At 60.1% G+C, this 18,816-nt stretch carries 20 protein-coding genes and 2 pseudogenes; 16 read left to right on the forward strand and 6 right to left on the reverse strand.

The annotated features are described in order from the left end of the window. Positions 1-15: 15 nt before the first annotated feature. Complete coding sequence (locus NHAM_RS20310; RefSeq protein WP_011512270.1) at positions 16-1,578, forward strand: L,D-transpeptidase; 1,563 nt, start codon at positions 16-18, stop codon at positions 1,576-1,578. 13 nt (positions 1,579-1,591) lie between these two features. Here the strand turns inward: NHAM_RS20310 and NHAM_RS20315 are convergent. After that, a pseudogene (locus tag NHAM_RS20315) lies at positions 1,592-1,972 on the reverse strand (transposase); the annotation flags it as partial. Positions 1,973-2,214: 242 nt separating this feature from the next. On the opposite strand from NHAM_RS20315, the gene NHAM_RS20320 reads away from it, so the two are divergent. From NHAM_RS20320 to NHAM_RS20340, 6 genes are all read left to right on the forward strand, one after another. Continuing rightward, a complete protein-coding gene (locus NHAM_RS20320) occupies positions 2,215-2,433 on the forward strand; it encodes an IS630 transposase-related protein (protein ID WP_041359307.1) in 219 nt (72 codons plus the stop codon). Between the two features lie 351 nt (positions 2,434-2,784). Continuing rightward, the gene (locus tag NHAM_RS20325; protein WP_011512272.1) at positions 2,785-4,059 is read left to right on the forward strand and encodes a M20 family metallopeptidase; all 1,275 of its coding nucleotides are present in this window, start codon (positions 2,785-2,787) and stop codon (positions 4,057-4,059) included. A gap of 132 nt (positions 4,060-4,191) precedes the next feature. Further along, positions 4,192-4,860 (forward strand): trimeric intracellular cation channel family protein, encoded by a 669-nt coding sequence (locus NHAM_RS20330; RefSeq protein WP_011512273.1) that lies wholly within the window; start codon positions 4,192-4,194, stop codon positions 4,858-4,860. Between the two features lie 38 nt (positions 4,861-4,898). Then, positions 4,899-5,426, forward strand: a complete 528-nt coding sequence (locus NHAM_RS27060; RefSeq protein ID WP_011512274.1) for a hypothetical protein — start codon at positions 4,899-4,901, stop codon at positions 5,424-5,426. Positions 5,427-5,519: 93 nt separating this feature from the next. After that, positions 5,520-5,675: a hypothetical protein gene (locus NHAM_RS29425; protein WP_157043711.1), complete on the forward strand. Its 156-nt coding sequence runs from the start codon at positions 5,520-5,522 to the stop codon at positions 5,673-5,675. Positions 5,676-5,792: 117 nt separating this feature from the next. Then, positions 5,793-6,152 (forward strand): transposase, encoded by a 360-nt coding sequence (locus NHAM_RS20340; protein WP_245269958.1) that lies wholly within the window; start codon positions 5,793-5,795, stop codon positions 6,150-6,152. Between the two features lie 335 nt (positions 6,153-6,487). On the opposite strand, the gene NHAM_RS20345 is transcribed toward NHAM_RS20340, so the two are convergent. From NHAM_RS20345 to NHAM_RS20355, 3 genes are all read right to left on the reverse strand, one after another. After that, on the reverse strand, positions 6,488-7,699 hold the full coding sequence (locus tag NHAM_RS20345) for a metal-dependent hydrolase family protein (RefSeq protein WP_198136969.1): 1,212 nt from the start codon (positions 7,697-7,699) through the stop codon (positions 6,488-6,490). An 89-nt stretch (positions 7,700-7,788) separates the two neighbouring features. After that, complete coding sequence (locus NHAM_RS28550; RefSeq protein ID WP_041358491.1) at positions 7,789-8,052, reverse strand: hypothetical protein; 264 nt, start codon at positions 8,050-8,052, stop codon at positions 7,789-7,791. Between the two features lie 525 nt (positions 8,053-8,577). After that, complete coding sequence (locus NHAM_RS20355) at positions 8,578-9,204, reverse strand: DedA family protein (RefSeq protein WP_041358492.1); 627 nt, start codon at positions 9,202-9,204, stop codon at positions 8,578-8,580. A gap of 520 nt (positions 9,205-9,724) precedes the next feature. Between NHAM_RS20355 and NHAM_RS20360 the strand changes: the two genes are divergently transcribed. The 4 genes from NHAM_RS20360 to NHAM_RS25435 all read left to right on the forward strand — a co-directional run bounded on the left by NHAM_RS20360 (position 9,725) and on the right by NHAM_RS25435 (position 12,861). Next, positions 9,725-10,297: an NADPH-dependent FMN reductase gene (locus NHAM_RS20360; protein WP_011512279.1), complete on the forward strand. Its 573-nt coding sequence runs from the start codon at positions 9,725-9,727 to the stop codon at positions 10,295-10,297. Between the two features lie 124 nt (positions 10,298-10,421). Next, the gene (gene ygiD / locus NHAM_RS20365) at positions 10,422-11,264 is read left to right on the forward strand and encodes a 4,5-DOPA dioxygenase extradiol (RefSeq protein ID WP_198137053.1); all 843 of its coding nucleotides are present in this window, start codon (positions 10,422-10,424) and stop codon (positions 11,262-11,264) included. Between the two features lie 662 nt (positions 11,265-11,926). Continuing rightward, positions 11,927-12,223: a hypothetical protein gene (locus NHAM_RS20370; RefSeq protein ID WP_041358495.1), complete on the forward strand. Its 297-nt coding sequence runs from the start codon at positions 11,927-11,929 to the stop codon at positions 12,221-12,223. A 416-nt stretch (positions 12,224-12,639) separates the two neighbouring features. Then, on the forward strand, positions 12,640-12,861 hold the full coding sequence (locus tag NHAM_RS25435) for a hypothetical protein (RefSeq protein ID WP_081435046.1): 222 nt from the start codon (positions 12,640-12,642) through the stop codon (positions 12,859-12,861). Here NHAM_RS25435 and NHAM_RS20375 read toward each other — a convergent pair. Next, positions 12,837-13,142, reverse strand: a complete 306-nt coding sequence (locus tag NHAM_RS20375) for a hypothetical protein (RefSeq protein ID WP_347336425.1) — start codon at positions 13,140-13,142, stop codon at positions 12,837-12,839. The two genes, NHAM_RS25435 and NHAM_RS20375, sit on opposite strands and share 25 nt — an antisense overlap. Positions 13,143-13,173: 31 nt before the next feature. Here NHAM_RS20375 and NHAM_RS20380 point away from each other — a divergent pair, with 31 nt between their 5' ends. The 5 genes from NHAM_RS20380 (at position 13,174) to NHAM_RS20405 (ending at position 17,302) form a co-directional block, all read left to right on the forward strand. Beyond that, the gene (locus NHAM_RS20380; protein WP_157043712.1) at positions 13,174-14,259 is read left to right on the forward strand and encodes a hypothetical protein; all 1,086 of its coding nucleotides are present in this window, start codon (positions 13,174-13,176) and stop codon (positions 14,257-14,259) included. A 357-nt stretch (positions 14,260-14,616) separates the two neighbouring features. After that, positions 14,617-14,754: a hypothetical protein gene (locus NHAM_RS20390; protein WP_157043713.1), complete on the forward strand. Its 138-nt coding sequence runs from the start codon at positions 14,617-14,619 to the stop codon at positions 14,752-14,754. A gap of 232 nt (positions 14,755-14,986) precedes the next feature. Continuing rightward, positions 14,987-15,364, forward strand: a complete 378-nt coding sequence (locus NHAM_RS20395) for a PRC-barrel domain-containing protein (protein ID WP_011512282.1) — start codon at positions 14,987-14,989, stop codon at positions 15,362-15,364. Between the two features lie 229 nt (positions 15,365-15,593). Next, positions 15,594-16,499 (forward strand): YihY/virulence factor BrkB family protein, encoded by a 906-nt coding sequence (locus NHAM_RS20400; protein ID WP_011512283.1) that lies wholly within the window; start codon positions 15,594-15,596, stop codon positions 16,497-16,499. Positions 16,500-16,639: 140 nt separating this feature from the next. Further along, entirely contained in the window at positions 16,640-17,302 is a 663-nt protein-coding gene (locus NHAM_RS20405) for a transposase (RefSeq protein WP_011512284.1), read from the forward strand. 149 nt (positions 17,303-17,451) lie between these two features. Here NHAM_RS20405 and tnpC read toward each other — a convergent pair. Next, a pseudogene (gene tnpC / locus NHAM_RS20410) lies at positions 17,452-18,795 on the reverse strand (IS66 family transposase); the annotation flags it as partial. Positions 18,796-18,816: the final 21 nt, after the last annotated feature.

Genomic DNA, 18,816 nt, shown 5'->3' on the forward strand with positions numbered 1-18,816 from the left:
GCAACGGGAAATGGAATGGTGAACCGATTGACATCGGCGAAATCTACCCTGGCGCTGCGCCGTTGGGGAAATAGAGTCGTCGTGATGCTCGCGGGGATGGCCGCGCTGATCGCACCGATCTCCGACGCCACAGCGAAGCAGGCGCGCCGCGCGCAACCCGCCGAGACGACGGCGCCACGCGAGGCAGGCGAGCCGATCATGGCAATCGTGTCGCTCAAGAGTCAGCAGGTCACGTTCTATGATGCCGAGGGCTGGATCCTGCGCGCGCCGGTATCGACCGGCATCAAGGAGCGCGAGACGCCAGCCGGCGTCTTCGCCATCATCGAGAAGGACAAGGACCACCACTCCACCATGTATGACGACGCCTGGATGCCGAACATGCAACGCATCACCTGGAACGGCCTTGCATTGCATGGCGGGCCGTTGCCCGGCTATGCGGCCTCACACGGCTGCGTGCGAATGCCTTACGGCTTTGCGGAAAAGCTGTTCGACAAGACGCGGATCGGGATGCGCGTGATCATCTCGCCGAACGATGCGGCTCCGGTCGACTTTTCTCACCCGACACTATCGCTCTTCGCGCCGAACGCGGAAATCATTACAGCTGCTTCGGCAAAGGCCGAGGCGCTCGCACGCGAGGCCATGGACGCCGCCACGACGGCCGACGAGGCCAGGAAGACTGCTACGATAGCAGCTCGCGAGTCGGCGCCGTTAGCCGCGTCTCTGCGCAAGCTGGAACGGTTCAAGGCCCGGGCCGACGCCGAGCTCGTATCCGCCGACAAGGCGCTGGCCGCGGCCAAGACCGACCAGGCCAGGGCGAAGGCCGAGGACCGTCAGCAAAAGGCCGCCGCCAAGGCAGCGGAGCTGGGGACCCAGTTCGACACCGCCAAGGCGGACGCGACATCAAAGCTCGACGCAGCCAGCGCCGCAAAAGAAGCGGCCAAGACGGCTCAGACAAAAAACGCCGACACCGCCAAGGCGGCGCTCGACGCAAAGCTCGCGCTCGAGCCGGTCTCGATCTACATCAGTCGCGCGACGCGAACGCTTTACGTTCGGCGCAACACGCATAAGCCGGCGCCGGACGGGGGCGGCGAGGTGTTCGATGCGACCATCGAGGTCTCGGTCACGATCCGCGATCCCGGCAAACCACTCGGCACGCATGTGTTCACGGCGGTGGCGCGCAACGACGCGGGCCTGCGCTGGACCGCCGTCACGATCGAGAATGGGGATGGCGCCAAAAACGCGCTCGACCGCATCACCATCCCAAAGGAAGTCCTCGATCGCATCGCGCCGACCGCATTGCCGCAATCCTCGATCGTCGTCTCCGACGAGCCGCTGAGCGAGGAGACCAACTATCGTACCGAGTTTGTTGCGGTGCTGAGCGACCAGCCCCAGGGCGGCTTCATCACGCGCGAGCCGAGCGAGGTTCTCATGGCGGACGACAACGGCTGGGGCGACGGCAACCAACAGGAAGACGACAGCTTCGGCTTCTTTTTCCCGCGCAACCCGACCCCCCAACCGAGCAATGCGCGCCGGGGCGGCCGCCAGTTCTTTCCTCCGCTGCAACGAGGCTGGTGGTAAGCACGCCGCGCGTTCAGCCGCGCTCAAACGTCTCGATGATGACCATACGGCCGCGGCAACATGGGCACGGGTGCGCGAGCGGCTTGGGCTCGTTGACCTCGGCGCAGTTGCTATCCCTGGCCTCGGGCTGTGTCGCCGGCACGTCGAGCAGTCGGCGCACTCGGGCGATGTTGTCGGCGGGTGTGCCGCTGGCGAGCAGGCCGTAGTGGCGGATGCGGTGGAAGCCGTGCGGCAGGACGTGGATCAGGAAGCGGCGGATGAACTCGCCGGTTGCGAGTGTCATGACCTTCTGGCGCTCGCGGCCTTCGGTACGATAGTCCTTCCATCGGAAGGTGACGCTGTTGCGGTCGCAGGCGATCAAGCGGCTGTTGGCGATGACAGCCCTGACCGTGAAGGTTGGCGGAGCACGAGAGAAAACGTCGCCGACCTATAACGCCATCAAGATGGATTCAGTAAAGGCGGCGCGATTGCCTCGAGTGGCGCTTCCATTCGCGCACCTTCAAGGGACTCAATCCACAATCAGCGCAAAAGTGTCGTCAACTCAAATGGATTAGAGCAGTTTTGGATTGATGTGACTCGAGATTCCGTTTCCGAAAGATGAGGGAGAAGATTTGTTGTCCTGATTCGGAGGCGGCGATGGCGAAGGTTTACTCAGCGGATTTGCGCGAGCGTGTGATTAAGGCAGTCCTTGGCGGCTTGTCAGCTCGTTCGGTAGCGCGGGTATTCTCGATCAGCGAGAGCAGCGCCATCAAATGGATGCAGCAGGTCCGGCGTGATGGCCGGATGGCGTTGAGTGCGGTCCGCGGCCATCGCCGCGCGGTGCTGGAGCCGCACGCTGCGTTTCTGTTGGACTGATTAGTCCTGCCAAGCCATCAGCGATGTGCGCATTGTGCTGCGATATGGACAGATCTCCCGAGGCATTCAAGGCCGAAACAACGGCCTGTGCGCGATTTCTCGAAAGACTCAGAGCGGAGCCCGATCTAGACTGAACCTTCCTTTTCCGCCCGCAGACTTCGCTCCGGATGAGCGTACGGGCCGCTTTCAGCTCGGCGGCGATCAATTGCTGAGCGACGCCACGGTAGAAGCCATATTTTGATGATAGATTTCGCGATCGCGAATGGTCGATGAGGTCGAACAGCCGGCGTACAGTCGCCAACGATTCAAAGTCGGATACTAGCCACCGGCAGGCATCGGAAGGAGATCATCATGGCTGAGCATACCTCCCGCAACAGCGCATCCGCTGTCCTGACGAACCTGGTCAGGCTGCTGCCCGATCTTGAGCCGCTTTATAAGGACATTCACGCCCATCCCGAATTGTCGATGCACGAGACGCGAACGGCGGGCATCGCCGCCGACAGGCTCAGGAAAGCTGGTTACGAGGTGACGACCGGGGTGGGCAAGACGGGTGTGGTCGGACTGCTGCGCAACGGCGAAGGGCCCACGGTGATGCTGCGCGCCGACATGGATGCGCTGCCGATCGCCGAGAACACCGGCCTTGCCTATGCCAGTAGAATCTCGGCGAAGGATGCCGAAGGCAACACCGTGCCGGTGGGACATATGTGCGGCCATGATATGCATATCGCCTGGCTGGTCGGCGCGGCGACACTGCTGTCGCAGGCGCGCGACGCCTGGAAGGGCACGTTGATGGCCGTCTTCCAGCCCGGTGAGGAAACAGCGCAAGGCGCCCAAGCCATGATCGACGACGGCCTGCTTAAACGCTTCCCCACACCCGATGTCGTGCTTGGCCAGCATGTCATGGTAGGCCCCGCTGGCACCGTCGCCGGAAGCGCCGGACCGATCACCTCTGCGGCGGACAGTCTGCAAATCCGTCTGTTCGGGCGCGGTGCGCATGGCTCGATGCCGCAGGCCAGTATCGATCCCGTCGTCATGGCGGCGTCCGTCGTCCTGCGGCTGCAGACCATCGTGTCGCGCGAGGTCGCCGCAAACGACGCGGCGGTGGTCACGGTCGGCGTGCTGCAGGCCGGCACCAAGGAGAACGTCATTCCCGACGACGCCATCATCAAGCTTAACGTGCGGACGTTCGACGCCGGCGTGCGCAAGCATGTGCTTGCCGCGATCGAACGGATCGTCAATGCCGAGGCCGAAGCCTCTGGCGCCCCGCGCAAGCCGGAGATCACGCCGCTCGACCGCTACCCGCTCAACGTGAATGATGAGACCGCGAGCAATCGTATCGCCGAAGCATTTCGCGGCTATTTCTCCGCCGACCGGATGAAACACACAGGCCCCGCGCCAGCCAGCGAAGATTTCGGCTGCTTCGGCACCGCGTGGCAGGTGCCTTCGGTGTTCTGGTTCGTGGGCGGCAACGATCCCAAGACCTACGCCGAGGCAAAGGCGGCGGGCAAGCTGAATGAACTGCCGGTCAATCACAGCCCGCAATTCGCACCGGTTTTGCATCCGACGCTGGAAACAGGTGTCGAGGCGCTGGTCGTCGGCGCGCTGGCCTGGCTCGGCCCAAGCTGACGTTTTTACCCTGCCCCGGGTCCGAATGCATTGTGGAGTGGCCCTCACCCGGTGGCCAGCGCTTGAATTTATCCCCGGTTATGACTTCGTGTGTCCGGCTCGATACGGTAAGCTTTCGGGGGCGGAGCCGTCATGATCACTATCGAAACTTTCGTGCATATTCTGGACTTGGGCGGTACCTTTGTTTTCGCGATCAGCGGGGCCGTTGCTGCAGTCAATCGCCGGCTCGACATTTTCGGCATCCTCGTATTGTCCTTCGTGGCCGGAAATTTTGGCGGGATCGGTCGCGATGTGCTGATCGGCGCGGTGCCGCCGGCCGCCCTGACGGACGGCTTCTATTTGCTAGTTTCGATGCTGGCGGGGCTCATCACCTTCTTCTTGTACGCCGGCGTCGACAGGCTCCGCAGCCCGGTGCTTCTGTTCGACGCGGCGGGACTAGCGTTCTTTGCCGTTGCCGGTGCGCAAAAGGCGATCGCATTCGGATTGAGCCCGGTTATGTCAGCTCTTCTTGGCATGTTGACCGGCATTGGAGGTGGTATGACGCGCGACGTGCTCCTCGCGGATATCCCGCAGGTGCTGCATTCCGATCTCTACGCTGTTGCAGCATTGGTCGGCGCGTCCATCGTCGTCATCGGCGATATGCTCGGTCTGGCCTATGGCATCTCGGCGCTGACCGGCGGGGCTTTGTGCTTCGGTCTTCGCTTCATGGCGATCAGGCACGGTTGGCGCCTGCCCATCGCGCACTTGTCCGCGCACGGACGCGCGGGCAGCGACCCTTCCAGCCATGACAAGCCATACTGAGATCGCAGTTTATATGGAATCGGCCCAAAGCAGCTCGCGTGCCCTTTCGCGGAATATCCTGCGGTGAAGAGGCGAACTGGCGACAGCCGAAAAATCGGAAGTATTTTTCTCAACATCGTAGTGCGTTGGCACAAGAGGTACTGAGGATTGCTGTCGGCGAAGTAGCGAGGGTTGCAACCCGCCGCTTCGGATCACTAACCGAAGATGCGAGCCGCCGTCTTGCCTACCTCATTGCCAAAATGTTCGGCGCCATGCCCAATGTCGTGCACCACTTGCTCGGCGTCTCGGCCGGCCTTCGGAACGAAGGCGTCGCCTTTGCCCGCTGGATGATCCCAGTCAACATCTTTGATCGGGCCGCCGAGTCCGACGCTCAGACTGTTACCGCACTGCTGCACTTGCATTCCGCCATTTCCCTGTCGGTATCGGTATTCGAGTGGCAGCCGGGCTTCGAGAAATGCTCTTCGACAACTGAGATATCTTGCCCCGAAACGAGCAAGCTGATCACCTCAGGTATCCCCTCATTCACACGCATGAGAAGGTCTGATTTAGCGCGGCGTGTTGATTGATGTATTCGCTAAACCGCGCGACAAGCGGGCGCAGGGGACATCCGGCATGTTTGGGATCAACTCGTAGAGCAAGCATCCCTAGCGGAACAGCGAATGAGTTCGGCGCTTGGCAGTGTTGACCTTGAGATGGCGATCCATACCGAGGCTCTCGCCGGCTGGGCCGAGCAGCGTCAAAAGCACGATGGCGAAGGCGTTCAAAAGAAGAAGCCTGTCGCGGCGTTGCGGATCGGCGATGCGAAGAACGCCTAACCCCATGCCGAAGCGAAGGTCCTTGGTGTCGCGAAACCGTAAGCGCTCATTTGATCCCCTGGTGTCGGGATCTAATTGAACATGCGAAGCTTTGTCCGATTTGAACGGAGGTTTGGAATGGAATCTGACGGCAAAAAAAACGTCCATTTGGGCGTCTCGACGATTGGAAGCGTCAGCCGACTTGAAGGGCTTGAAGGACCGTCGGGGCGTCGGATGCGCTCGGAGGCTGAGAAAGCGCGGATCGTCGCCGAGAGTCTGATGCCCGGCGCTCAGGTGTCGGAGGTGGCGCGCCAGCACGGCGCGACACGCTGGCAGGTTTACGATTGGCGTCGGCGCCTTCGCCAGCGAGGCGAATTGGCTTCGCGAGAAGCTCCGGGGGCGACGTTTGCGTCGCTGATGGTGGAAGAGCCGCTGGAAGTTGAGCGCTTACGCGAAACCCCGGCTCGATCGTCCAGCGCCGGGCGTAATGGTTGGTGATTTCGCGCGCCGTCGCTTCGGCGTTGCTGGCGGCCAGACACCAGGCCGCTTTCATGTCCCTGGCGTGCACACAGACGACCGCCGCACGTCAGGAACGCGGCGAAATCGCGCGCATAGTCGGCTGCGTCATAGCCAGGAGGGGCGCCGCCATACTCCGGCATCGTCGGCTCGTTAAAGAACTCGGCTGCCGCGATCTCCCCGCCAACCCTCTCTGTATAGGAAAGAAGCTGCCGAGCCTGCTCCGGCATCCATACGCCAGACGTATCGCGCACTCCGCTGCTAATAGCAAAGGACGTGTTGTGAGCCTCGCATTCACCGCACCGCAGAAATGCGCCTCACTGAAGGATATCTAACGAACCATGCCGGTAGATCCGCCCCCCTTTCATGACGAAGTCCACCCGCGCCGTAGCGGCGATATCTTCGAACGGATCTCCTGGCATGGCGACGATATCGGCCTGCTTGCCCGGCGCGATCGCACCGAGGTCGTCGCGCTGCAAAAGCTCTGCCGCGACGCTCGTGCCCGCCTTCAGCGCGCGCACATGGCAGAGGCCCGCTGCCACCATGGCCTGAAACTCGAGAACGCCTTCGCTAAACGGGAACATGCCGCAATCCGTTCCGTAGGCCACTTTTGCCTTACTCCGAGCGATGCGCTTCTGGGCCTCCTCAATCGCGGCCACGTCGCGGCGGAATTTCCAGACCGCGTGCTCAGGAAGCTTACCTGCTTTCAGAAGCGCCTTGTCCTCACGAGTCATTTGCATGGTGGGGACGAGAAATGCTCCCGCCTTTTCCGCCATCACGATGCCCTCGTCGTCAATGAGGTAACAGTGCTCGATACTGCGTGCGCCGGCTCGTAGTGCCTGCTTGCATCCCTCTGCGGCTCCGGTATGGACCGCCAAAGGTAGCCCGAGCTGCTGCGCGGTTTGTCCGAGAGCCAGCATTTCATCTTCAAACCAGGTCACTCGCGCCGGGTCGTCGCCGGCGCTCATATATCCGCCGGTGTTCATGGTCTTGATCCAGTTGGCGCTGAAGGCGTGCTCCATGCGGACCAGCTCGCGAATTTTCGCCGGCGAGTCGGCAACCCTGGAGAGTCCCATATGGCACCGGCACGGGAACATGCCTTGCATGTCGCCGTGACCCGCCGTTGCACTGATCATGTGAGGAGCAACGATCAGGCGCGGCCCCCGCGCCATTCCGCTGTCGATGGCGTCGCGCAGGTTGATGGTCGGCCATTCCGGATCCAACGTGCCCATGTCGCGAAGCGTCGTGAAGCCGTAGCGCATGTATTGCTGGGCATGGTGGAGGCCTGCGAGCGCTTTGGCAGGCGAGCACTGCAACGTTTGCCGCGCCAGGTTCAAGCCGTCGACGCAGAGATGAACGTGAGTGTCGATGAAACCGGGAGACACCGTCCGATCATTTAGGTCGACGACTTTCGCGCCGCCCGGGCGACCGACAGAGCCCGATACTTCGATGATTTTGTCGTCTTCCAGCAGGATTTCCGTCGGCCCAAGTATCATGTCGCTTAGGCCGTCAAACAGCTTTCCGCACACGATGACTGATTTTGCCATTCTAGTCTCCGCGGGGCACCAGTTTCGCGGCAAGTGGCGTCAAACGTGCATCGTTCAGCGCACAGGGATATCTAGAGCCTCTTATTGTCCTTTGAATCGATGTTCGCGGCCTTGTGATCGCGTGGCACGCTCATTTTAGCAACCGGAAGCCGCCAGCCACGTCTGATGGCCATGACGCGGAGCAGAAAGCACATCATCAACGCCACCGCCGTGACCGGGGCGACCGGTAGCTGCAGCACGTGGCCGACCACTTGCCCTCTCGGTCCGTTGCTGTCGCTTTGCTCGCAACCCGTCGCTACCTGGATCGGTAGCGCGTCCATGTCGGCACGCAGCATGACGATGGGTCCATCGCCATTTCGGAGCAAACCTACGACGCCGGTTTTACTTACCAATACCGGTCGTTACCTCATAGCCCGCAGCCCGAAGCCGATCGGCTGCCAGGGCCGCCGTGCACTTCTCCTGCATCGAGAGTTCAGAGGTGGGAGTGCACGTCTTTGTAAAGAGCCTCCAAATCAGGAAGCAGGCCATCAAGGTTACGTAACGCAGGATCGGAAGAAAGCGCCTGAGTCTTGGCCATGCGTCAAACCCTCCAGTTTACGGGTCGATTCGTTGCCGCCTAAATCAGACATAATTGGTGGCGCTTTAAATCGCAAAAGCTCACGCCGATTCCTTTGTGCCGCAAGTTATTTAAGACGTGTTCAAGCGAAGTTAATGTCCTGTCAGCACCAACAAGAGACTGTGGGCGTCACACTTAGCTGAAGCAAGACAGAACCCGTCAGGCCAGTAGATAGTTCTCACGCCGGGGCAAGTACCAACACCAACATCGATGTGCCGGCTTCCTTCAACGAATCAAAAACAAGCTACCCTCTCCGGGTCCTTTGTTCATCTTCCCTCGCCAACTTCATGAGTTGACGCTCATAGCGATGAAAGGCTCGCATGAGAAAGAACAACACGACTGCAGCGATTGCAAGAAACGCGATCGCAAATCCGCCGGCGAGCTTGTTGACGCCGGCTCCCAATCCATATGCGCCAAATCCGAACAGAGATGCCCAACAAATCGCACCTAGGCTGTTGAAAAGCAGAAACTGATTCCAGGCCATGCCGTTCGCGCCAGCCAAGATCGCGGCGAAAGCCCGCAGGAGCGCGACAAATCGTCCAAAGAAAACGAGCCAACCGCCATATCGACGGAACAAATATCGGGCAATGCTGACGCGGTCTTCAGTCAGATGTAGACGGTGGGTATAGCGCCGCACAAACCTCGGTCCGAAATAACGCCCTGCCCAATAGCCCAAATTATCTCCTGTGATCGCACCGGCGACTGCAGCAAAAACGACAGAAAAGATCGAAATATCGTGTCTCGTAGCAGCCAAGACTGCTCCTCCGATCAGGGTGGTTTCACCAGGCAATGGGATACCCGCGCTCTCAAGCGCGACAACGGCGAACACAAGCCAAGGCCCGTATTCCGCTAAGAGGCCGGCGATGCTCAAACAAACAGGTCCTTCGGTTTTAAGAGGGAACGACGACGCCTGGTAGCAAGTTAAATGTTCGGCCGAGCCCGTCCAATGTAAACTACTACCCGCGAGGTCGACTCCAGACAATCCGGTTCCCAACCAACTCGCTGCGAGTCGAACCCTGGGACGCGTTCTTCATCAGCGTGCAGTTGCCGGACGGTGCGTCGCACAATCGTACATCCGACGTCGTCCGCCAAGTGGAACTCGCAACCGTGCCGCAGGTCCGCGACACGGTCTCCGTCATTGGCCGCAACTTTGATTCGTGTCAGGCACGCTACGAGCACAGAAGGATTTCACAGTGGCCGGCCTGCGCGATATCACGTTACAACTCAATCATCTCGCAATCCTCCGACTGACGGATTCAATTCACGCGAATGTGAGAACATCTATGCGCTGAGGATTACCTGTATACGAGTTAGATAGCTCGTCCCATCGGAGCAGCCGCTTCGCCTGCTGTTGGCGGTCTGCGTACCTGAATTTCAGGCGGGAGACTCAAGTGACCACACATCAGGTAGGCTACCTTATTGGCAGTCTTGCCAAACACTCCATCAACCGCAAGCTCGCGCAAGCGCTCGTGCAACTTGCTCCGCCGCAACTCCAGATGCGGGAAATCTCGTTCAAGGATCTTCCGCTGTACAGTTACGACTATGACGCCGATTACCCAGCCGTTGCGCGGACGTTCAAGGAAGCCATCGCATCGGTCGACGCGATCCTCTTTGTCACGCCCGAATATAATCGATCGATCCCAGGTGGATTGAAGAACGCCATCGACTGGGCCAGCCGCCCTTATGGAAAGAATTCATTTTCTCGCAAACCCTCAGCGGTGATTGGCACATCGCCGGGCTCGATCGGAACCGCCGTCGCCCAGCAGAGCTTGCGCAGCGTGCTGAGTTTTTGCGATTCGCCTCAGATGAACGCCCCGGAAGCATATATCCAGTTTTCGACGGGCCTGATCACCGATGACGGGGAAGTCACCGTTGGATCCACGCAGGAATTCCTGCGCAACTACATGTCTGAATTCGCCACCTTCATCGCCCGCGTGCTGCAGGTTCTGCCCCGAGATGCCTGACATTCTCCTACAGGTCTCGAGGGGGTGCTTGCTCAATGCCATTGAAGGAAAGCCACAACAATCATTAACACTATGGCGAATGTTGAGATACGAGATTAGCGCTTGAGGAGCCGAGATGAGCAAAATGCCTGTTCTGTTCATCGGACATGGAAGTCCGATGAACACGCTTGAACGGAATGGCTTCACCGAGGCTTGGCGGGCGTTCGGGCAGCATCTTCCCCGACCGAGGGCGCTACTCGTCGTTTCCGCGCATTGGCTCTTCGGCGCCACAGCCGTGACGGCAATGCCCAGGCCGAGAACGATTCACGACTTTTACGGCTTCCCGTGGCAGCTCTCCGAGTTCGATTACCCGGCCCTTGGCGCCCCCGATCTGGCGCATGAGATCGTCGAACTGGTCAAGCCTAACTGGGTCGGGCTTGATCGCGATCAATGGGGGCTCGATCATGGCACATGGTCCGTGCTGGCGCACGTCTATCCAGACGCGGATATTCCCGTGGTGCAGCTCTCGATCAACGCGCTGAAGTCCCTCGACTACCATCTCGACCTTGCGGCAAAACTCGATGCGCTCAGAAGCCGAGGTATCATGATCGTCGCCAGCGGGAACGTCGTTCACAACCTCCAACGGCTTCAATGGGACCAGCAAAACTTGGCGTATGACTGGGCCGAACGGTTCGACGACGCCGTCGTCGAACAACTCGGGCGCGAGCCGGGCGATGTCCTGCGTTTGCTCGAACACCGCGACTATAAACTGGCGGTGCCCACGCCTGATCATTTCATCCCATTGCTCTATCTCGCCGGTCTGGCGGCTGCAGACAAGATAAAGCCAGAGCCGTTGGTACGAGGTTATTCCATGGGGTCGATCTCTATGACCTGCTTCGGGCTGGGGGCGGAAATAGAACTGCGCAAGGATGCAACCTGCGCGGCCAAACTTCCCCCCGAAGTACCGCCCGACCAGACGAATATGTGATCGAGACCGCTTGCGCCGGGCGGGGTCGTCGCGCAATCGCAAGCAGCCGTCGAAGCGCACTGGCGAGGCAAGGGCCGGCCGTTCAGATCGGTTGGCAAAAGCCGCGTACAGGCGCACGCAACCCGTGAACGGGCGTCATCTGTCTAGCAGTCGTCCGTCATTATTCGATTCTGCTTTCCGGAGGGACGATATCCGGGAAGACGAATTGATGCTCTCCACCGTTCTTGAGCAGCATCGCTTAATCGGCGTAAATCCTCCGCCCGCATCGTTGCAGGGTAAGCGGCGCTTTCAGGCCACGGCTCGGAGGTCTTGCGTTCGATAGGCCCACGGCAGCAGCTGATCGATGTCGCTTCAAATCTGATGTCATGGACAGACTGATCCTTCGATTGCAGATCGCGCGACGACGTGGCTTACCCCGTGAGGGGGTCTCAATGACCGGCCGGCGTATCGGTTCTCGCGCCACTAACGCCGCACTGACACCGCCTCCGATCCGGGGTAGGATGGAGAGAGATGAAAGCGGCGGCGACTAAAGTGCCACCTTCCAAACAAGGACCCCGCAAATAAACGCCAAGATGATTCCCCATCCAACATAGTAAGGCGTGTGATTTGCTGGTTTTGACATCTCACCTCTTTCCTATTTTGTTTCCTATCCTGAGGTGAATATGGCCTTTTATCGTGTAAATTGGATGAGACAAAAGGTCTCCTTTATGTCCGTGCAAACCCCCTCAAAGTGGTGCAAGAACCCTGCTTGGGGCTCTCTGCATATCGTACTGGACGACGGCAACGTTGATGACGCCAGCGTTTCTTTCTGTCAGAAATTGGCGCTCAACAATGGCGATGTTGATGGGATCGGGCTTGCGGATGCACTTGCCGCGATGTCTCGTAGCCAGCGACTAAAACTGCCGGGCCGCATTGGCTTTGTGGCAGAGCATGGGTCGAGAGACCAGAGACCGGCCTAGACCGGAGAAGTGAAGCGGGTCCATCCGAAGGCAATGCAGTCCTAACGACGGCAGAAGAACACGATGTCTGGATGCAAGCGTCGTGGGATGAGGCGAAGATGCTGCAACGTCCGATGCCGGGCGGATCGCTCAGGATTGTCGCCACCGGTAAACGGCAGGACGGTGAAGCCGCCTAGGCTTTTGGATCTGGGATCACGAGACCGTCGAGCTCGTGAGCCGCCCGAACCATCAAGACCTTCGCGGCTTGCCTGCCAGAATTTTTGGCCTGCGGGAACATCTTCGGCCACATCCGCTTGAATCGCGGTCCCGTCTCGTTGTCGGGACTCAAAAGGCGGAGGCTTCGGCGTTCCGCTACCCAGCCGGTCCGGGGCCGTCGACCTTGCGATGCACAGGTCCTTTTCAGGAAGGAGCCTAGCATGATCAAACAAGACTTTGACCGACGCGCCCTCGCAAATATGGAAGTTGCGCTTGAGCGCGCATGCGCAAATATTCCGAATGGTGAAAAGCATAGAGCACGAAAGCGCATTGCCAATCGCATTATAAGATGTGCCGGGAAGGGTGTCCGAACACTCGAGGCACTGTCGGAAGCTGGACGTCTTGCAGCGATGGAAATTCACGACCGAACCTTTGCCGAATAATCGCCGCGCCGCGCTCCCCTCGGATCCACAATCTGAAACCCCGCAATGGATCTGGGATGCAGCCGGGTTTTGCCGCCTCCACTGTTCGCATCCATCACCAGCCAGACCTTGCCGCTGATATGGCGCTTGAGCACCATGACGTGCCCATGCCGAGCGGCCGCCATCCCCGGCGCTGCTAACGCCCTTGGGAAGCGCAGCCAGTTCGCCGCCAGATTGAGCGACGGGATGATCTTGCGAGAGCGACGCTCCGCAACCGCAGTAGCGACGCGATCATCGGCCACTCGCTGGCCCAGGCGCGCGGTCTTCCTCAGCGTGCGTGCAGCACGCGACAAAGCGGCTACTCTCTACGGCGCCATCGCCAACGGCTACGATCCTCAGATGCAGCCGTCGGCGCCCGCGCCGGATCCCTCGCCGGCTCCGAAGGGGTGGACCTGGAACGAGCTGGCAAAACGCTTCCAGGCAACGCTGAAGGAAATCCGCGTCACTAAAACCGGCAGGATCAAGCACCCACGGCGCGGAACGCAGGACGATGTGCGGCTCGCGTTCGCCAGACCATCGATCGCGGCGCTCGGGCCGACTAGGCTCGCCGATTTGAAGCCTATCGATCTCATCGTCGCTAACCGGGCGATCGAAAGCCACCGCATGCGCTGCAAAGCCTTGGCATACGTGCAGAGTGCGCTGAACTGGGCGCTCTCGCAGTATCCGGACGAAGCGGGACTCCTCGAGATTCGTCACCCCTGGTGGATGGACATTGAGCCGGCGGCCATGTCGGGCGAAGAGGCTCAAGCGCAACAAGTTCGGAAGCAAACACTGGCGCAGCGCAAAGCAGAGCTCGGCGTCGATTATCTCGGCGAGATATTGGTACGCCATGAGGAATACTGCGCCGGCCGGACGACAGAAGAGAAAGTGTCACCGGGAGTTCGTTTCGGCTTCTGGTGGCTCATGTTTACCGGCAACCGCCGCTTTAGCGTGACGGCACTTGAGCGCGAACGGCTGATGCAGGTTGACGAGTTCGGCCGAGACCGCTGGGGCCGCGCCGCGTGGCCGGAGTGGATGATCAAAGGCGGCGCGGAGTTTTGGCTGCCGTTGCCAGAAGAGGTGCTGCAGATCGCAAACGGTGCGATCGAAGACTACTCGGTCTTAGTCCGGAGAACTCATGGTCGCGTTTGGCCGACTAGATGGGTTTTCGCGAGTACTCGGCGAGTACCGCGACCCGTGACTACGAGCCCGTCGAGGTGCTCACGGCCTTGCCGCCGCCGGACGTCGCGGTGTACCCGAACTCACTCAATCAGCACGTGCGCGCAATGCGCGGCGAAAAGAAGCGCTTGGACGGTAGCTATCCTGACAACGTTCTGGCGGGCCTGCCGTATTACAGTCCCCACCTCACACGGACAGTAATTACTAACGCGCTGGACCGGATACCTTCCGTGCCGAAGAGCGGCATCTCGGCGATGCTTGCGCACGCTGGAAACAAGACAAACGATAGTCTGGCGCGCACGACGCGCGAGTTCTACCACACGAACCAGAGAATGGCCGAGAAAGCCGATGCCATGTCGGCTTGGCGCGACTCCCTCCTGAATGCCTACGTCAAAGCCGGCGGGAAGCCGCCTCGACCTGCTGGAAGGTGACGAAGAGCGGACCGCGACGACGTCCCTACTACTCAAACTTGGTTCAAAGTTCGTGCCCCTATTCTGAATGGCGCGCCAATCCCGGCACCCAGAAGGCAATCAAAGGTCCGATAGAGCGGCGCTTCCGGTGAGCGTCTACCAGCGCATACTCCGCGCCGCCGACTTGTCCTGCAGATACTGGGTCGCGCTCGAGGAGAAGAAGTGTACGGGCGAGAACTTCCACAGGCTGAGGAAGTTCTGCGACGAGCGCGAGCTATCGCTCTAGAAGCACGGGCACTCGGTGATGCGGGAGAACACGTTCTATCAGGTGTTCCTGTTCGCCGTAGAGGAGCACGCCGAGATATTCCGCAAGGAGTTCGGCGGCGAGCGGATGCATCCTTCGAGAGAAGGGCAAAGGAACGCGCTGGGCGCAGTGGAACAGGGGCTCTTACAAAGCGCGGTGATGGGAACATTCGGCGCGCGTGCCGCGTTTTTCCTTCCCAATGAAGGAGCATTGCATGGCCACCGAAGCGAGAGAGAGCAGCACACTGATCGGCAGCGACAAGGTTGCGGGCACCGCTGTGTACGGCCCCGACGACAAGGAGATCGGAACGATTGAGCGCGTCATGATCGAGAAGACGAGCGGGCGGGTGTCCTACGCAGTCCTGGGCTTCGGCGGATTCCTCGGGATCGGCAATGACCACTATCCGCTTCCCTGGAACGCCCTGAAATACGATACCCGCGTCAGCGGCTACCGCATCGGCATCACCGCAGACCAGCTCAACGGCGCGCCGAAGTACGCAGCCGAGAGCAGCTGGGATTGGGAAGAGCCCGGGCGCTCCAAGTCGGTCGACGACTATTACGGCTCCCGCATTACCCATTCGGCCCTCGAATAGGGAACGAACGACGTAGGCTGCGCGAAGACCTCGCAGCCCCCCGCACGGCCCTGCCGTCTCCCCCGCGGCGCGATCTCGCGCCGCATAATAATGGACAGTCGGCCACGCTGGAATTCCGCCGGCAACATCCGGCCCAAGCCGAAGTGGAAGAACTGCTTCTCGCCCGTCCCTCTGCCGCGACCGAAATGGCATCGAGCGTTTAACTCATTGAATAGAGCGGACTTGGTTCATGTGGAATGCAGGCCGGACGGCAAGGAAAATATTCAAGCAACCAGGGGCATTTGCTCTGGCCGTGATCAAGCAGTTTCGTGCCAACCAAGGTGTTCTGCTGGCAGGGGCCGTCGCGTATTACACGCTACTATCGTTGGTACCCCTCCTTATCCTTATTTTGATGGCGCTCTCTCATATCGTCCCGGAAGATCGCCTGCTCTCCACCCTGAGTGAGTATCTCGAATTCGTAGTTCCCGGGCAATCGGCTGCTCTAGTCCAGGAAGTTCGGACTTTCCTTGCTCAGAAACAAGTTGTCGGGGGAATTCTATTCGTCACCATGCTTTTCTTTAGTGCCTTGGCGTTTACCATTCTTGAAAACGCGATGTCCGTGATCTTTTATCATCGGGTGAAAATTAAACGGCGACATTTTCTGGTGTCCGCCGTGATGCCATACCTGTTCATCCTGTTTCTGGGTATAGGACTTCTGATCGTTACCGTTCTTTCAGGAGTGTTCCAATTCTTGGGCACCCGCAGCATCGTGCTTCTAGGACAGACGCGCTCACTGGACCAGATCTCCATGTTTTTCCTTTATGTTATCGGTGTTATCGGTGAGATGTTGCTGATCACCGCTATCTATTTCGTCATGCCAGTGGGGCGATTGTCGTTGCGTCACGCGATGATCGGCGGTGTGATGGCCGCGCTTCTCTGGGAATTAACGCGACACATCCTGGCGTGGTACTACACCACAATGTCGCAAATCCAACTTGTTTACGGCTCCCTTACAACCGCTATCGCCGTACTCTTGAGCGTCGAGATCGGAGCGTTGATCCTGTTGATAGGCGCGCAGGTGATAGCAGAATATGAGAGGGTTAGCCGGGAGCCAATCCAAACGTCGAGCCGACCCGTGAAATTGGAAAAACCGTAAATAATGAGGCTGGGGTTCGAACGTCAGCTGTAATTGTGGGTCCAAAGCTCATGACTCCCCTCATTTTGGCGGACTCAGATGGGCCTGATTTGTCCGGCACCTCATGAGGATCGCGAATCGCATCCTTACGAGCCGCCACCATGAGCCGTCCGATCAAGCGCATTGATTTTGTTTACGACTTTCTCGCTGGAATCTTCGCCGATGACCTCCATGCCAAGCGCGTGGCGTCCTTGGCCAATGGTGCGCTCGGCGTCATGACGAGTGCATCGCTCGCAGTGTCGATCATCGGCCACTCGCTGGCCCAGGCGCGCGGTCTGCTTGGCAAGCACGCCATCAAGCAGGTTGACCGGCTGTTGAGCAATCAGGGCATTGTCGTGTGGGACATGTTCGCCGCCTGGGTGACCCAGATCGTCGGACAGCGAAAGGCGATTGTCGTCGCCATGGACTGGACGGATTTTGACGCGGACGATCAGACGACGCTGGCGTTGAATCTCGTTTCCAACCACGGCCGGGCGACGCCATTGTTATGGCTGACCGTCCTGAAGGACGAACTGAAGGACAGCCGCAACGACTTCGAGGACCTCTGTCTGGCGCGCTTGGCGGAGAGTCTTCCCGATGGCGTCGCGGTGACCATCCTTGCTGATCGAGGCTTCGGCGACACGAAGCTGTTCGGCTTTCTCGAGACGTTGGGGTTCGATTACGTTATCCGCTTTCGCGGCAACATTCATGTCACGGCGGCCGATGGCGAGACGCGCGCCGCCGAGGTCACGGCGGGTCGGCACAAGGTTGGGGCGGTCGTCTGAAGTCCTGCGCCTGCTCGTCATGTCGAGGTCCTGATAGACCCTATCGAAGATCCCGTCGTTCGATCCGAGGCGGAAGAGGATTGCGGAGGAGATTCCAGGCTTGAGCCTCATCCTCGACGTCTAGTTGTCAGGATCGGCCTGACAAGGTCCGGCCGGATGGCGTTTTCGACCGGATTGGTGTCGAGCTCAAGACTTCCGTCTTCGAGGAAGCGGGTCAGCCCCGGCCAATGATTGAGCGCGTAGCGGATGTCCTGGGCGAGTGTCGAGCTGCTGGAGATCATCGACAGCTGTTTCTCGAACCACGGCTTCAAAGCAACAACGACAGGCCGCGAATGCTCCTTGCGCGCAGCCAACCGGATTTTCGGCGACGATCCGCGCACCGTGGCTTCGATGGCATAGAGAAGCGCAATCTGCCGGACAGCGTCTTCGGCGATCGGCGATCTGCTGTTGCGCGCCAACTTGACGAAGCGCCGACGCGGATGACTCCAACAATGCACGAGCGTCGAGGGGCCTTGCGGTCGCGCGACGCCGGTCAGCCGATCATAGCCCTCGTATGCGTCGCATTGCAGGAAGCGTCCGTTAAAGCCGTCCAGGAACTGCTCCGCAAAAGCGCCGCTGCGTCCGGACGCATATCGGAACAGCACGATCGGCGGACTTGGGCCGCTGTGGCCGCGGTCGTCGGAGACGATAGCCCAGAAGAAGCCTTTCTTCGTCTGGCCGCGTCCGGGAGCGAGCACCGGCGCGGTGGTCTCGTCCATGAACAGCCGATCCGCTGCCGCCAGCTGGCGGCGCATGTGATCGCCGATGGGCTGGAGATGGAAGCAGGCGCGGCCGGACCAGTTCCCCAGCGTCGCCCGGTCGAGCCGGATCCCCTGTCGCGCGTAGATCCCGGCCTGCCGGTAAAACGGCGTATGATCGCCGAACTTGGCGACGATCACTTGCGCAATGGCCGCTTCGGTCGGCAGTCCGCCAGGCACGACGTGCTCCGGCGCGTGCGCCTGAACGACCGCGCCCGAGCAGCGGCGGCAAGCGTATTTCGGACGACGCGTGACCAGCTCGCGCCATTGCGCCGGGATCACGTCGAGCCGCTCGCTGACGTCCTCGCCGATCTTCGTCATCGCGCCGCAGCCGCAGGGACACAGCGTGCTCGCAGGCTCGATGATCCGCTCCACCCGCGGCAAATGCGCAGGCAGGCAGCCCCGATTGCGATGACGGGCTTGATCTGATGCGCCGCGCGATCGGCCCTGGATAATCGCCGCCGCTTTCTCCTGCGCCGCGTCCAGGACGCCTTGCGCGATCTCGACGTCTTCGAGCGGCAAATGATATTGATCAGGCCGCAGCTTCTCGGATTTTGCGCCAAACTTCTCGCGCCGCAATTCGCCGACAATGACTTCCAATCGACGCCGCGCTTCCTCCGACGCCGCCAGCGCCGCCTGGTGCTCGCTCAACGTCGCCTGGGTTTGATGGTGTGGAACGGCCCTTCGAGGCGGCACCGAAGGTGCTTATCGTGGTGA

Origin of the sequence: Nitrobacter hamburgensis X14, from assembly GCF_000013885.1 — a bacterium.
Taxonomy (GTDB): Bacteria; Pseudomonadota; Alphaproteobacteria; order Rhizobiales; family Xanthobacteraceae; genus Nitrobacter; species Nitrobacter hamburgensis.

Coding starts and splice junctions, on each gene's coding strand:
- NHAM_RS20310 (WP_011512270.1), top strand. CDS start 16: ATGGTGAACCGATTGACATCGGCGAAATCTACCCTGGCGCTGCGCCGT.
- NHAM_RS20320 (WP_041359307.1), top strand. CDS start 2,215: ATGGCGAAGGTTTACTCAGCGGATTTGCGCGAGCGTGTGATTAAGGCA.
- NHAM_RS20325 (WP_011512272.1), top strand. CDS start 2,785: ATGGCTGAGCATACCTCCCGCAACAGCGCATCCGCTGTCCTGACGAAC.
- NHAM_RS20330 (WP_011512273.1), top strand. CDS start 4,192: ATGATCACTATCGAAACTTTCGTGCATATTCTGGACTTGGGCGGTACC.
- NHAM_RS29425 (WP_157043711.1), top strand. CDS start 5,520: ATGAGTTCGGCGCTTGGCAGTGTTGACCTTGAGATGGCGATCCATACC.
- NHAM_RS20340 (WP_245269958.1), top strand. CDS start 5,793: ATGGAATCTGACGGCAAAAAAAACGTCCATTTGGGCGTCTCGACGATT.
- NHAM_RS28550 (WP_041358491.1), bottom strand. CDS start 8,052: ATGCTGCGTGCCGACATGGACGCGCTACCGATCCAGGTAGCGACGGGT.
- ygiD (WP_198137053.1), top strand. CDS start 10,422: ATGCCTGTTCTGTTCATCGGACATGGAAGTCCGATGAACACGCTTGAA.
- NHAM_RS20370 (WP_041358495.1), top strand. CDS start 11,927: ATGGCCTTTTATCGTGTAAATTGGATGAGACAAAAGGTCTCCTTTATG.
- NHAM_RS25435 (WP_081435046.1), top strand. CDS start 12,640: ATGATCAAACAAGACTTTGACCGACGCGCCCTCGCAAATATGGAAGTT.
- NHAM_RS20395 (WP_011512282.1), top strand. CDS start 14,987: ATGGCCACCGAAGCGAGAGAGAGCAGCACACTGATCGGCAGCGACAAG.
- NHAM_RS20400 (WP_011512283.1), top strand. CDS start 15,594: ATGTGGAATGCAGGCCGGACGGCAAGGAAAATATTCAAGCAACCAGGG.
- NHAM_RS20405 (WP_011512284.1), top strand. CDS start 16,640: ATGAGCCGTCCGATCAAGCGCATTGATTTTGTTTACGACTTTCTCGCT.